Origin of the sequence: Paenibacillus sp. VCA1, assembly GCF_031583795.1 — a bacterium.
GTDB classification, from domain to species: domain Bacteria; phylum Bacillota; class Bacilli; order Paenibacillales; family Paenibacillaceae; genus Paenibacillus_AQ; species Paenibacillus_AQ albilobatus.
Window position 1 is genome coordinate 26,309 of record NZ_JAVLSX010000012.1, and the last position, 14,663, is coordinate 40,971.

At 58.6% G+C, this 14,663-nt stretch carries 11 protein-coding genes; all 11 read right to left on the minus strand.

Going from position 1 to position 14,663, the window contains the following annotated elements:
* Nucleotides 1–124 precede the first annotated feature (124 nt).
* The gene (locus RJP21_RS24085) at nt 125–493 is read right to left on the minus strand and encodes a FliH/SctL family protein (protein ID WP_310861572.1); all 369 of its coding nucleotides are present in this window, start codon (nt 491–493) and stop codon (nt 125–127) included.
* A gap of 23 nt (nt 494–516) precedes the next feature.
* Entirely contained in the window at nt 517–789 is a 273-nt protein-coding gene (locus RJP21_RS24090; protein WP_310861573.1) for a hypothetical protein, read from the minus strand.
* Complete coding sequence (locus RJP21_RS24095) at nt 786–1,124, minus strand: alpha-helical endospore appendage domain-containing protein (protein ID WP_310861574.1); 339 nt, start codon at nt 1,122–1,124, stop codon at nt 786–788. Before RJP21_RS24095 ends, RJP21_RS24090 begins: the two co-directional genes overlap by 4 nt.
* Before the next feature lie 30 nt (nt 1,125–1,154).
* The gene (locus RJP21_RS24100) at nt 1,155–1,442 is read right to left on the minus strand and encodes a nucleoside-diphosphate sugar epimerase (RefSeq protein ID WP_160043852.1); all 288 of its coding nucleotides are present in this window, start codon (nt 1,440–1,442) and stop codon (nt 1,155–1,157) included.
* A gap of 132 nt (nt 1,443–1,574) precedes the next feature.
* Nucleotides 1,575–2,921, minus strand: coding sequence for a glycosyltransferase family 2 protein (locus RJP21_RS24105; RefSeq protein WP_310861575.1), 1,347 nt, complete (start codon nt 2,919–2,921; stop codon nt 1,575–1,577).
* A 75-nt stretch (nt 2,922–2,996) separates the two neighbouring features.
* Complete coding sequence (locus RJP21_RS24110) at nt 2,997–4,115, minus strand: GT-D fold domain-containing protein (RefSeq protein ID WP_310861576.1); 1,119 nt, start codon at nt 4,113–4,115, stop codon at nt 2,997–2,999.
* A complete protein-coding gene (locus tag RJP21_RS24115; RefSeq protein WP_310861577.1) occupies nt 4,112–4,843 on the minus strand; it encodes a sugar phosphate nucleotidyltransferase in 732 nt (243 codons plus the stop codon). Before RJP21_RS24115 ends, RJP21_RS24110 begins: the two co-directional genes overlap by 4 nt.
* Before the next feature lie 21 nt (nt 4,844–4,864).
* Complete coding sequence (locus tag RJP21_RS24120; RefSeq protein WP_310861578.1) at nt 4,865–5,629, minus strand: glycosyltransferase family 2 protein; 765 nt, start codon at nt 5,627–5,629, stop codon at nt 4,865–4,867.
* Nucleotides 5,626–6,657, minus strand: a complete 1,032-nt coding sequence (locus RJP21_RS24125; protein ID WP_310861579.1) for a glycosyltransferase family 2 protein — start codon at nt 6,655–6,657, stop codon at nt 5,626–5,628. Before RJP21_RS24125 ends, RJP21_RS24120 begins: the two co-directional genes overlap by 4 nt.
* Before the next feature lie 90 nt (nt 6,658–6,747).
* A complete protein-coding gene (locus RJP21_RS24130) occupies nt 6,748–7,497 on the minus strand; it encodes a glycosyltransferase family 2 protein (protein ID WP_310861580.1) in 750 nt (249 codons plus the stop codon).
* Between the two features lie 299 nt (nt 7,498–7,796).
* A complete protein-coding gene (locus RJP21_RS24135) occupies nt 7,797–14,636 on the minus strand; it encodes a WIAG-tail domain (protein WP_310861581.1) in 6,840 nt (2,279 codons plus the stop codon).
* Nucleotides 14,637–14,663 lie beyond the last annotated feature (27 nt).

Sequence of the window (14,663 nt, forward strand, 5' to 3'; positions counted from 1 at the left end):
AAGCTTTGGTGCCCCTTTTTCGGATCCGAAAATAATAAAAGCCTTCAACTCCATGAGTCCATGGAGCGAAGGCTTGACTGTTCCGATATCCCTGCCTATTTATTTCATGATGTCCGCCAAATCCTTATTTCGATTGATAGGCGAGCTGATGCCCATCCTCGTAACCTTTGGCAAACCCGGCATTAAATCCTTCATTATACGCTTCGTCGTATCCCTCGTTATAAGCGATATCCGGCGATTGGGGAACTTCCGGCGGCGAGTCCTGCTCAACCGGAGCCGGAAGAACGGGCTGAACCCACTGGCGCTTGCGCTTCCTGCGAACGGCCCCAAGCCGTGAAGGCCGTCTTTTTCTGCCTTTGGCAAGACGGCGCGGCCTTGTTTTGTTCGAACGCAACTTTCTCGTTTTTTTCACTCGGGTCTTCCGGGCAATCCGAAGCTTTCGCCTCCGGGTGCCGGATGTTGCCGACCGGGAAACACGTTTCTTGGTCTTCATCCGTTATTCCTCCTGTTCGGTCATCATGCATGCGGCAGTCGGGATGCGTTTAACCAGGGCGGCGCAGGAGTACCGCTGCGGGGTTGGCATAATGTGATACCCTGCAGCATCTCGCACATGACGGCTTGATGCTGCGTCAGGAGACGGATATTTTCGCTCAAACTTCGGGCGGACAATTCCGAATGGGAGGAAATATCCGCGATGCTGCCGAGAATCCGGGCAAGCGCCTGCTGGCTGCGCGCGATGGAGGCGATCAGCTCCAGCTTGGCTTCCTGTTCTCTAACGAAAAGACTCATTTTTCCATGTCTCCCAGATCGAAACCTGAGCCGAACATGCCGTCATCTTCCCCGAGGCCTCCTTCATCCTGAACGATAACGGCTTTCAAGTTGCTGCAAAGCCCGTTTTGGAGTTTGGTCAAACCTTCGAGCAGTTCGACGATTTGACCGTGGATTTGCAGCGGTTCGTTAAGCTGATGATCATGCGTCTCAAAGGCGTCGGCCGTTAAATGATTGATCGCCCAGTTCCGGACTTTCTCGGCCTCGACGGCTTTGGCCTCCAAAATCATCGCAATGTTCCACTGAATTTTGGATGCGGCGTCCAGCATATGCAAAAAAGCCTGTTCCCTGCTCATCTGCAGCACTCTCCCATATCATATCTCCAATTACTCTTCCTCATGGCTGCCCAGCTCTTTCACGACATGATTCAGAGTCTCCGCGAGCGCTTCCTGAAGATCCGCGATACTCCCCAGATAGGCAATGATGCTTTTATTGATTTGCCCGGAGTTCTCGATTAATCCGCTGATGCCGTCAAATTCGGGATTCTCGTCCGGCAGGTCGTGGATAATCTGGGACAGCCGGACGGCCGTCTGCCGTTCGGCATCCAGAACTCTCGCGATCTGTTGATGGGAATGAGACATATGACTTAACATTTCATCAATTTTATTCTGCATGGTCGACTCCTCCTGTAGAATGTTGCGCGAAAAGCCGCGAAGGCCCGCCCCTCCTGATCCGCTTCTGCCTGTTATATCCTATGCCGGCCGCCCACATACAGTTACGCCTAACCCGGGGCTGGAAATAAATTATTACAGCACGGGGTTCTCAAGCACCGGAGGAGCAATCAGCGGTAATCCGCGCGGGATGGAACGCAGCTGCTCGGGCGGAATATGGACGATGCCCCTTTCTTTCAGGTTCCATCGTTTCAACGCATAATCGGAGACAAACGGCCGGACCGCCCCTTTGCAATATTGATAGGCGATCCCGTCGCCGCCGCTCACGATTTGCCCGTCGATCAGCCCGCCGGGGGCGGGCAGGAGCAGGGACAGCATATCCTGCTCCGATCGAACCGCCTCCGCCGTCGGGATGCTGCGAAGATCAAGCCTGGACAGCACCACGGGTGGAATTCCGGTCATTTCTTCCAGGCCGCTGCACGGGTATTTCCTCCCTTCATGGAGAACGTACTGCCGCCCTCCTTGATCTTGAACCAGCACTTGGGTAGGGAACAGATCGGCGGGGGTTCCGGACAAGGCGACATCCGCACCGCCCGTTCCGCCGCGAAACCCCAGCTGCCGCGCCTGGTCAACCCAGGCGTATGGATTGCCCCATTTTCCCGCATAATATTGCCCATTATGTCCTTCAACGGTCTGGAACTCTTCATTTCTCAGGCTTTTCATGCTGACGCTGCCGAAATGATGGATAAACGCGTCCCCTGCAATAATCAGCTTCAGGCCGCAGAGACGGATTCGGATGATCCAGTCGTCATCCTCGTAATTCCCGATGCGGAAGCCTTCATCGAAATAACCGACCCGCTCCAGCAGCTCCCTTCGGAACAGAAGGCAAAATCCGACGAGCCTGTCGGTCTGCTTCCATTTGGATGGGTCCGGTCGGCTGTAGGCATCCGCGTAATTCCACATTTGCTCCACCGTTTCGTAGGGCACCTCGATCTGCTGCTCGCCGCTGATATAATTCGTAACCGGCCCGACAGCCCCGATCCGGGAATCGCTGTGCAGGCAGCGCAGCATATGGGTGAGCCAGCCGTTTGTCACAAGCGTGTCGTTATTCAAAATGACGATGGTATCGCCTTTGGCCATCATCAGTCCGTGATTGACGCCGCCGGCAAATCCTCGGTTCGTTTCCAGTCGCCTGTATCGAAGCTGTCCGATCCTTTTTTCCAGATAGTCCTCTGTCCCGTCGGTCGAGCCATTGTCCACGACGATGATTTCGTAAGGTTCGGCCGTGTGATGTTCGATGCTTTCGATGCAGCGCGCCAGATAATCCGCCTGATTATAGCTTGGAATAACGATGCTCGTGCCGTGGAACGGCTGTCCGAACGTTTCGCTGCCCCTCGCAAGCCCCTGTTCATACCCGCGTTCGAACCCGGCCCTGTAACGCATGGCGGCATCCTGCCCGCGGCCGTTTCCTGATCTTTTCATGCGCAACCCTCCTTGCATGTATGCTGTTCGTTCGCCGGAAGCGAAGGACATGCGTCCTGCCCGTCGCGATCCGTTCTAGTCGTAGGTCAGCTCGCCAGAAATGAGCTTATCGGCCAAATGGCCGAAATCAAGCGCCACTTTCCCAAGCTCCGCAGCAATGTTCCTGCAAATGACCACCGCCGGAATGCCGCCGGCAACCAATGCGATGTCAAACGCATGGCTCGCCGCCTCCGCAAGCACGCGCGATATGTCCCCGAACCCGTTGACGGGGGCAATCGCCCCGGCGACATGCACCCCCGAAGCGGAAAGAACGTTCGCCAAGGGCACCGCCTTGTTGCCGATGACGAGCACTTGACGCCCCTGCAGCAGCTGCTGAAGCAGTTTTTGCTCGTGGAGCGCGTAATTTATGGTCGACACGGTAAAATTAAGCGTTTCGTGGCTGATGCCGAAATGGCGAAGAACCGGGAACAGCAGCCCTTGATACGTAGGCAGCCGCGATGTCGGGATTCCGATGACGTCCGCTCCACGGACCGCTTCAACCAGCCGTTCCCGCGCATCGTGGTCGGGAAGGGTGATGCCGGCGGTTGGAAGGAACGGCCCGGCCGCCAATGATTGCTCCAGCGGAAGCACGGCGTCATGCGCCAAAGCGAGCAGCTCGCCGTCCCCCAGCCGGACTACCGACAGCGGTTGCCCGGCCGCCAATGATTGCTCCAGGCGGCGATAGACCTCTTCCGGCTTCATCAGCGGTTTAAGCCGGTGCAAATACCCCTGCAGCCCCGCCTGCATCACCTCTTTGGCGGATACGTCGGGCAAAATCGTATAAGGCGGGAGCAGTGAAGCCACTTCCTCTTCCGCCCCGGCCGCGGCTCCCGTCCTGTATCCCTCGTCGTATCCCTTTGCATAGGCCGTCTCTTCCCTGCTCTCAGCGGCCAAATCCCGGATTTCCGCCGGTTCTTCCCTAGAGGTCTTCCGACGGTACGGCGCTGCCGTTCCGGGGAATCCGGTCACGCGTCTCCGGCGGCTGGACTGCGTTTTTCTCCACGGCTTGCGTCTCCGTTCCCCGCGTCTTGCCGAACGCAGCCCGGATAAAATTCCGCCGCCGATTGCCTGCTTTGCCTTTTTGGGGCTACTGACAACGGCAGCCTTCTTCCGTAACGGAACGAAGGCTGCCGTGTGACGAAATAGCCGTGTCATGGGATCACTCCCTTCATGCGCCGGCCGGCTTCGTGCAGCGATTCGAAGGTGCCTGCGTCGCTCCACCATTTTTCGAGGATGTCGTATTCGAGTCTTCCTTCCGCCGCATACATGTTATTCACATCCGTAATTTCAAGCTCGCCGCGTTCCGAGGGATGGATCTGCGAAATGATGTCGAATACGGCGGTATCGTACATGTATATTCCGGTAACGCAATAAGAGGACTTGGGAACCGCCGGCTTTTCTTCGATTTTGGCGATCCGTCCCTGTTTTTTCCCGTCGAAGACGGGAACGCCGTAACGCCGCGCATCCTTCACCTGCTTCAGGAGCACTTTGGCCGTTCCTTCAGGCTGGCGAACAAAGCTGTCGGCGAAAGGCTTCAAATCATCCATGAACAAATTGTCGCCGAGCAGCACGACGAACCGTTCCCCTTCGGCTACAAATCCCCGTGCCAACTCGAGCGCTTCGGCGATGCCGCCCGCCTCTTCCTGAATCCGGTAGGTAAGATTGACGCCGAATTCCTTGCCGCTGCCCAAAAAGTCGGTATACAAGCCGGCGGACTGCTTGCCGATCACCATCAAAATATCGGTAATCTCCGCCTGGCGAAGCCTTTCGATCCCGTACAGGATCATCGGGTACTTCCCTACAGGAAGCAAATGCTTGTTGATCAGCCGGGTCAGCGGATACAATCTCGTTCCTGTCCCGCCTGCCAAAACGACGCCTTTCACTGCACTTCTCCTCCTTCGGGTTCACTTTTTATGCTCTTCGATAAACTGTCGAGGATCAAAATGCCACTTTTCCATAAATAAACGGTGATTTCTGTCGATCAAGGCCTGCAGCTTTTCCGGCTCCGACCGACTGAAGCTGGCGCTTCCCCGGTGATAGACGAGCACGTCCCTGCATAGCAGCAGGCGATAGCCCGCCAGCCGGGCCCGGTGGCAGTAATCGTCATCCTCGTAGTGGCCTGGGGAAAACGCTTCGTCGAAAAAGCCGATACGGTTCAGCGCCGCCCTTTTCAACAGCATGCACATGCCGATCAATCGCTTCACTTCGAGCCACCGCGCGGGATCCGAACGGTTATTGGCGGCGGCGATCCGCTGGAATTCCGGCAGGTCCCGGAAGGACAGCTCCACCTTTTGGATTCCGCTCGCGGCGTTGGTCACCGGCCCGACCAGTCCGACGTCCGGGCTGCTCTCTGCGGCCGCCAGCAAATTGCCGAGCCAGTTTTTCGTCACGGTCACGTCATTGTTAAGCAGCAGGAGATAATCTCCCCGCGCCACCTTAAATCCGACATTGCAAGCTTTGGGAAATCCCTCGTTTCCCGGCAGGGATGCGAAAACGATGCCTTCCCTCGCGCAATACTCATCCGTGCCGTCGGTGGAAGCATTGTCCACGACGACGATTTCGTAAGGAACGTCGGTATATCGGCGGATGGATTCGATGCATGACGCGAGCAACGGCAGCCCGTTAAACGTCGGGATAATGATGCTGGTCAGCGCTGCTTGCCCGTTCATACCGCATTCCTCCGCATCGCGATGTCCTTGCGGGACAAGGAGGTTCGCATGGCCGAAATTCCCCTGCGTTTCAATATTTCGCCTATCGCTTCCGCATGATCGCCGACAATCATGGCGGCGACGCTGTTTCCCTTGCCCGTGTTCCCTTTTCGCTTCCGGTTGCCCGTAAAGACGTCGACGGCGTGCACCGCCTCTACCCGGTAACCCTCAAGCACGGCCACGGCTTGCGCTTTCGGCGGCACGGACAAAAGGCCCGGATCCGTTTCCCGGATAAAGCGGCCGGATAAGGCATGCGGCACGGCCGTCATGGAGTTTGCGCCCAGATCGCTCCGGGAAAGCGATGCATTCAAGAAGCTTTTGCAACGCGTCACTTCATCCTGGGCGGCAAACAGCGGCAGAAAACCGTTCAGATCGTTCAAAGCGACGTCGCAACCTCCGTCCGCCGCATATAAAAAGGGCGCCAAGTCTTCGGCGGCAATGGCCAAATCCCCGTCGCAGAACAACACGATGTCCGCTTCGGCTAACTTGGCGCCGATGCTTCTGCCCACATCGTGCCCGAGCGGCTCCGGATAATAAACGGCCGTCACCGAGCGGTGCTCCCGAACGAGCGAGTAGCTGAGGTCCGTACATCCGTTCAGTACGACGATGATTTGCCGGAGCGGCAGCCGTTCCAGCTCGCCGAGCACCGCATGGATGGTGCCTTCTTCATTGCTCACGCAAACGACGGCGGCCGCGCTTCCCTTCAGCAGAAGCGGTATGCCGTTCTCTTTGCTCCCCGAAGCCAGAGAGTAACCCTGCACGTAAGCTTCCGACAATCGTTTCATCCGGGCATAACCCGGCCTTTGCTGTATGCTTGCGTTCATCCAGTCCACAAAGGATTGCTGAAGCCCGGAAAGATGCGTCCGCGACGCTCCGGCATCCGGGCGCGCGGCCTCTCCGGCCTTCCATCCGGCGCTGGTCGCGCGGCGCAGCCAAGGATCACTCCTGACGCCGCCTCGAGAAACGGATGAACGTTGTTGGCTTTTCATTGCCGGGCGTTTCCTTCCCACGCGGCGGATCCGCCGGTGGCTATGCCCGTGCTTTGTGCCGCGTCCCCTTTTTGTGGCGCTCATTCCTTCTCACCTTCCCACCCTGTTTCTGTCCCGGAACAAATCGCTGAACCCGGCTCTTGGATCCGTATCGGATAAATACCATTCCATCGCCCGCAAATGGTCGTCGATCACGACCTGCTGCAGCAAATCCGTTCCGTTATGCTTCACCCTGCGCCGGTTCAGCTTGCCAACCGGGACTTCGTGAACGGCTGCGACGTTCAAACCGGAACGAACGGCGATCGCTTGGGCAAGCGGGGGGACGGAAAGAAGGCCGGCGCCGATGCAATCCGCCGCTTTGCGGCTGATCGCATGCGGAACGGAGGTCATCGAGGCCCCTGACAAATCGGAGCGGTGCAAAAACGTATTAAGCGCATGCTTGGCTAAAACGACAGGATGCGGCTGGCGGCGGCGGACCGGCCCGTTGTAACGGTTAAGCGCGACGTCGGTTCCGTTCAGTACTGCGGATACGAACGGCTTCAGATCCGCGCTGCCGATTTTCATATCGGCATCGACGAACAGCAGCACTTGACCCAAAGCGGCCTCGGCACCTATGGTCCGGCCGGCGTCATGCCCGAGCGGCTCGTCGTAGTGGAGCACGCGCGCCCCCATCGCTGCCGCGATCTTTTCCGTACGGTCGGTACAGCCATTAGCCACGACGATGACTTCGCTGGATTCATGAACCTGCCGGGCAGCCCGAATCACATGGCCGACCGTCCTTTCCTCGTTCATTGCGGGAATAATGACCGATACGACCGGGCACCCGCCTGTCCTCCGCATTAAAAATTTTGCCGGGCCGCGATTGCGATCTCCGCGCCTTGGATGTCTTGATGTTCGCATGTTTCGAAATGGCTTGCGCATGCGGGCCATAATTCCCCCCCTGTTCCGAGTCGACGGATATTCCTTGAGTATCGTATGCGGCTGTCGGATGAGCGGAAGCGGCGTTTGTGCATGTCGCTTCGGCTTCCGCCGCTTATCGGATCGCCGGCTGCCCGAGTCCCGGACAACAAAAAGAGCCGGACCAAGGCGTGATCGGCCTTGATCCGGCTCGTATGAAGATAACTCCTGCTTTAGAACGGTTACGTCAGAGCGATGCCAACGGCAATCCAAGAGAGGAAACCGAACGTTTCGGCACCGTTTTGGCGTCTTACCACTTCAATGAACGCTATATCCTCCCTCTGGGTTTTGAGGACGGCATAAAAATCGGGATGGTTGCACATGGCCACGATGACGTATTGGTTGCCCGGGTACGGCTCTTGCAGCAGAATCGGAACTTCGACCTGCGTTTCTCCTTCTCCGATGCGGAAAGCGGTCATCCCGCACTGCTGTACGGTCGGCTGGCGCGAGGCGCTTCTTACCGGTGCAAATGCCAGATGGGATATCGTCACCGATTGATCGGCCAAATGTCTCCCTTCCACGGATTGGTTTTGAATATGCTGCCCGCCGACGGCTCCAGGCTGCAAATGCCATTCCTGGATGCTTTCGGCCTGCAGATGATGCGGCAGGATCGATTGCGGCTGAATATGCGTGCTGCCGATCGCGTTGGGGGCCACTTTTGCCGCATGGACGGCACCGTCGCGGAGCGCTTCTCCATGGACGGCTCCGGGAACGAGGTGACGGGCTCCGATCGCGCCGGACTGGATATGGCTGCTGCCTACCGAGAATTCCGCCAGCTTATCGGCGGTTACCGCTTCCTGGCCCAAGGCTTCCGTGCTTACCGCTCCGCTGGCCAAATGCCGCTCCGTGATGCTTCCGTCTTGAAGGTGGCTGCCGCCTACCGCTTCCGGCTGCAAATGCCATTCCTGGATGCTCTCGGCTTGCAGATGCATGGGAAGGATCGACTGCGGTTGAATATGCGCGCTGCCGATCGCATTGGGGGCCACTTTGGCCTCTTGTACGGCACCGTCGCGGAGTGCTTCTGCATGGACGGCTCCGGGAACGAGGTGACGGGCTTCGACCGCGCCGGACTGGATATGGCTGCCGCCCACCGAGGATTCCGCCAGCTTATCGGCGGTTACCGCCTCCCGGCCCAAAGCTTCGGTGCTTACCGCTCCGCCGGCCAGATGCCGTTCTCCGACGATGCCCGGCTGCAGCTGGTCTTCGCCGACCGATTCGGGCGCCAAATGCAAATGGTCTACCGCCCCGGGGGCCAGATGCCATGTTTGCACCGACTGTTCCTGAAGCTGGGCCGAAGATACGGATTCCGGAAGCAGATGCTCGCTTCGGATCGAGCCGGGGGCTATTTTATCCGCCGTCACGGCTTCCGCCTGCAAAGCCTCTCCCGATACGGCGCCGCTAGCCAGATGGCGCTCTGTTACGCTTCCGTCTTGAAGATGTCCGCTGCCGACGGCCTCTGCGGCCAAATGGGCGGAATGCACGGCTTCATCCGCCAAATGCTGCTCTTGTACGGCGCCTGCTTGAAGGTGATAGCTGCCTACCAGATCCGGCTGCAAATGCCATTCCTGGATGCTTTCGGCCTGCAGATGATGCGGCAGGATCGATTGCGGCTGAATATGCGTGCTGCCGATCGCGTTTGGCGCCACTTTCGCCGCATGAACGGCACCGTCGCGGAGCGCTTCTTCATGGACCGCTCCGGGAACGAGGTGACGGGCTTCGACCGCGCCGGACTGGATATGGCTACCGCCCACCGAGGATTCCGCCAGCTTATCGGCGGTTACCGCTTCCTGGCCCAAGGCTTCCGTGCTCACCGCTCCGCTGGCCAGATGCCGCTCCGTGATGCTTCCGTCTTGAAGGTGGCTGCCGCCTACCGCTTCCGGCTGCAAATGCCATTCCTGGATGCTCTCGGCTTGCAGATGCATGGGAAGGATCGACTGCGGCTGAATATGCGCGCTGCCGATCGCATTGGGGGCCACTTTGGCCTCTTGTACGGCACCGTCGCGGAGCGCTTCTGCATGGACGGCTCCGGGAACGAGGTGACGGGCTTCGACCGCGCCGGACTGGATATGGCTGCCGCCCACCGAGGATTCCGCCAGCTTATCGGCGGTTACCGCCTCCCGGCCCAAAGCTTCGGTGCTCACCGCTCCGCCGGCCAGATGCCGTTCTCCGACGATGCCCGGCTGCAGCTGGTCTTCGCCGACCGATTCGGGCGCCAAATGCAAATGGTCTACCGCGCCCGGGGCCAGATGCCATGTTTGAACCGACTCTTCCTGAAGCTGGGCCGAAGATACGGATTCCGGAAGCAGATGCTCGCTTCGGATCGAGCCGGGGGCTATTTTATCCGCCGTCACGGCTTCCGCCTGCAAAGCCTCTCCCGATACGGCGCCGCTAGCCAGATGGCGATCTGTTACGCTTCCGTCTTGAAGATGTCCGCTGCCGACGGCCTCTGCGGCCAAGTGGGCGGAATGCACGGCTTCATCCGCCAAATGGGTGCTGCCGATCGCGCTTGGCGCCACTTTGGCCGCATGAACGGCACCGTCGCGGAGCGCTTCTTCATGGACGGCTCCGGGAACGAGGTGACGGGCTCCGATTGAACCGGACTGGATATGGCTGCCGCCGACCGAGGCTTCCGCCAGTTTACCGGCGGTTACCGCCCCCTGGCCCAGAGCTTCCGTGCTCACCGCTCCGTCGGCCAGATGCCGCTCCGTGATGATTCCGTCTTGAAGGTGACGGCTGCCCACCGCTTCCGGCTGCAAATGATCCCCCTGGATGCTCTCGGCCTGCAAATGGAGCGGAAGGATCGATTGCGGCTGAATATGCGTGCTGCCGATCGCGTTGGGGGCTACCTTGGCCGCATGGACGGCACCGTCGCGGAGTACTTCTTCATGGACGGCTCCGGGAACGAGGTGACGGGCTTCGACCGCGCCGGATTGAAGATGGCTGCCGCCCACCGAGGATTCCGCCAGCTTATCGGCGGTTACCGCCTCCCGGCACAAAGCTTCGGTGCTCACCGCTCCGCCGGCCAGATGCCGTTCCGTGATGATTCCGTCTTGAAGGTGGCGGCTGCCCACCGCTTCCGCAGCCAAATGGGCGGAATGTACGGCTTCGTCGGCCAAATGCTGCTCCTGTACGGCGCCTGCTTGTAGATGGCGACTGCCCACCGCTTCTTGCTGCAAATGCCAATCTTGGATGCTCTCGGACTGCAGATGAAGCGAACGGACCGTTTCCGGCTGAATGTGCGTGCCCAGAATCGCGCCGGGGGCGATTTTGGCCGATTGGATCGAACCGTCCTGAATAGCTTCGCCGTGCAAGGCGCCTGGAGCGAGGTGACGGGCTCCGATCGCGCCGGCCTGAATATGGACGCTGCCCACCGAAGACTCCGCAAGTTTATCGGATGTTACCGACTGCGGGCCCAACGCTTCCGTGCTTACGGCCCCGCTGACAAGATGCCGTTCCCCGACAATGCCGGTTTGCAGCTGGTCTTCGCCGACCGATTCGGCGGCCAAATGCATATAGTCCACTGCGCCCGGAGCGAGATGCCGTTTTTGAACCGAGTGTTCCTTCAGCTGATCCGAAGCTACGGATTCCGGAAGGATATGCTTATTTCCGATCGAACCCGGCGCAATTTTATCTGCCGTTACGGATTCTTCCTGCAATGCTTCCGCAGAGACAGCTCCGTTGGCCAAATGCCGTTTCGCTATGATTCCGTCCCGAAGATGGCGGTCGTCGATGCTATCCGCAGCCAAATGGGCGGAATGTACGGCTTCACTCGCCAAATGCTGCTCTTGTACGGCACCTGCCTGAAGATGAGCGGCGGTAACCGCATCCGCCGTCAGCTGATGGCTGCCGACCGATTCGAAAGCAAGCTTGCTTCGCGTGATGGCGCCGTCCTGAATGGCCCCGCCAAATATGGAACCTTCGTTCAGGTGTTCCGCGCCGATGCAACCTTTCTGCAGTTGCTCCGCACCGACCGATTTCGCAGCCAAATGGCGAGAAACGATTGCATCCGGGGCGATATGTCTTTCCTGAACGCTTTTTTCATGAAGATGGATTGAGCGGACCGCCTCCTGCTGCAGATTCACGCTTCCTACCGACTCGGCGGCCAGATGCCACGAGGTGACGGAGCCGCTTTTGATCGCTTCCGTGCCGACGGCTCCGGCGCTAAGATGGCTTTCCTGCACGATTCCCGGCCGCAACTGCTCAGAGCCTACGGCACCCGGCGCCATATGCCGGAACCCGACCGCGCCATCCTCGATTGCCGAGGAATGGACCGCTCCCTCGGCCACATGTTCCCTGCCGACCGCACCTTTTGCGATTTTGGAAGAAAGGACGCTGCCGTCTGCCAGCTTGCCTGACGTAACGGCCAAATCCTGAATTTTGTCGGTTGCGACGCTTTCAGGAGACAGCTTGAGCGAAGTTACCGCTTGATCGGCGAGATGAACATGGGTCACGATGGCCGGGTTCAGATGTTTCGTTTGAACGCTGCCTGCCGCCAAGCGGTCCGAAGTGACCGAATCCGTTTTAAGGATATCCGTGCCGACGATTCCAGGCTGCAAATGCTCGGATGAAATAGCCCCTGCGCCGATATGGCGGGATCGTATGACTTCATCCGCAATGGCGCCCGATCCTACGCTCTGTTCGGCGAGATGCCGGCTGTCGACTGCCCCTGTACGGATATGTTCGCTGCTTATGCTTTCCGCTGTGACGGTTTCCCCTCCGACGGAACGCGGCGCCAGCTTGCTTGCGGTAACGCTCCCATCCGCCAGCTTCTCTGCGGTAACGGAAGCGGGCTGAAGTTGCACCGCCCCGACGATTCCTTTAGCAAGGTGTTTTTGTTCCACGGCATGTTCTGCTAGATGGCTGCCCTGAACGGAAGCCTGCTGCAGATGTTTCGATTCCACGCTGTTTTCAGCCAAATGTCCTCCGCTGACGGCTCCTTGCCGGATTTTAGAGGAAAGGATGCTGCCATCCGCCAGCTTGTCGGCCGTGATGGCCAAATCCTGAATTTTATCCGTTGCGATGCTTTCAGGCGACAGTTTTAGTGAGGTTACCGCATGATCGGCGAGATGGACATGGGTCACGATCGCCGGATTCAGATGTCTCGACTGGAGGCTGCCGGCCGCGATACGGTCGGAAGTGACCGAATCTTTTCCGAGGATATCCGTGCCGACGATGCCGGGCTGCAGATGCACGGCCGAAATTGCCCCTGCTTCGATGTGGCGGGATTGAACGGCTTCATCCGCAATGGCGCCGGATTCCACGCTCAGCCTCGCAAGATGCCGGCCGCCAACCGCCCCTGCGCGAATATGCTCGGCCCCGATGCCGTCCGCCGCTACGGATGCCCCTCCTACGGAACTTTGGGCCAGCTTGCTGGCGGTAACGCTCCCATCGGCCAGCTTCTCCGCCGTAACGGAAGCGGACTGCAGCTGCTCTTCTCCAACCGCTTTTTCCATAATGTGTTTTTGTTCTACAGCATCTTCTCCGATATGGATGCGTTGAACGGAGGCCTGCTGCAAATGCCTCGACTCTATGCTGTTGTCTGCCAAATGGGCCCGACTGACGGCTCCCTGGCGAATGTGCCCTCCGGCAACCGCCCCCGGCGCAATCTGCGCTTCCTGCACGGCTCCTTGAGCCAAATGACGGGATTGGACCGCTTCGCTCGCGATTTTGCTCGGCAGTATGCTTTGATCGGCGATTTTGGATGATGTGACGGCCTGATCGACGATATGGGCCGTGCTGACGGATTGCTCCTCCAGCTTGGAGGAACCGATGCTGCGGTCAGCGATGTGAAGAGCGGTAATTTCGCCCTCTCCGATATGCGAGCCGTCGATGCTTCCTTCCGCATAATGGATACTGCTGACGGCTGACGGCGCTATGCTTTTACCGTTGACGGCGCCTTGCTGGATATGGCTCGTCGTAATGGATCCTTCGGCCAGCTGAACGGGACCGATGCTGCCGGGGGCGATTTGCCCGCTTCCGATCGTGCCTTCAGCCAGCAGTTCTCCCGTCAGCGATCCCTCGCGAATGTGGGTGCCTCCGAGCGTGCGCTCTTTGATTTTTTCCCCGGTAATGCCGCCGTTGCGGATTTTCGAAGCCGTCACCGCTCCATCCGCCAGCTTCGACGTATCCACCGCGCCGCTCGCAAGATGGCGGGGTTGGATGCTTGAGCCGGCAATTTTGCTTTCAATGATCGCTTCTTCCTGTATCAACTCGCTGGTAATGACGAGTTCTGACAAATGACGCGATTTGATGGAGCCGTCGGCGATCTTTTCCGAGGCGATCGCCCGATCCTGAAGCTTATCGGAAGATATGCTTCCGGCGCGGAGTTTTTCCCCACCGATCGAGTGGTCCCTGATCTTGCTTCCGCTGAACGCGCCGTCCGCCAAATGTTCTTCCATGACCGAAAATGCGGCGATTTTGGAGGCCGTTACCGAGCCTTCCGCCAAATGAACATGGGTCACGGCATAATCTGCGATCGCTTTCCCGTCTACTGCACCGGATTTTAATCTGGACGAATCGACCGCGCCGAAGGCGATTTTGGAAGTGACGATGGCACCGTCGCTTAAATCTTCCGTATAAATGAAAGGCTGCGAAGCATCCGGCAGCTTCTTTTCCTCGATCCGTTCCTGAGCCGTCTCCTGCGGCTCAAGAGGACATTCCTCCTTTTCCTCCTTTTCCTCCGTTACCGTTAACGTTTCCGTGACGGCAACCATTTCTTGCCCTGCTTCCCCAACCGCTTCCTCAATCGCTGCCTTCGGCTGCACGGTAAACGGCGATTCGGGCTGCACGTCGACGTCTTTCTCCGGCTGCACGGCCACGTTTGACTCCTGCTGTTCAGCGATCGGCGGCTCCGGCATTGCGTTTGCGGCTACCGATTTGATCTGGGCAGGTATTTTCTGATTTTTTATCGCTGATTCCGCTTTTTCTTTTGCAATCATATCTAATTCGTGCATATCCGGATTATCAACGAAATAAAGGCGGCTGACGTTTCTGTCGGGTTGTTTTTTACCCTTCTTTTTCAAAACCCCTCGCTCCCTTCCTGGCCGTAT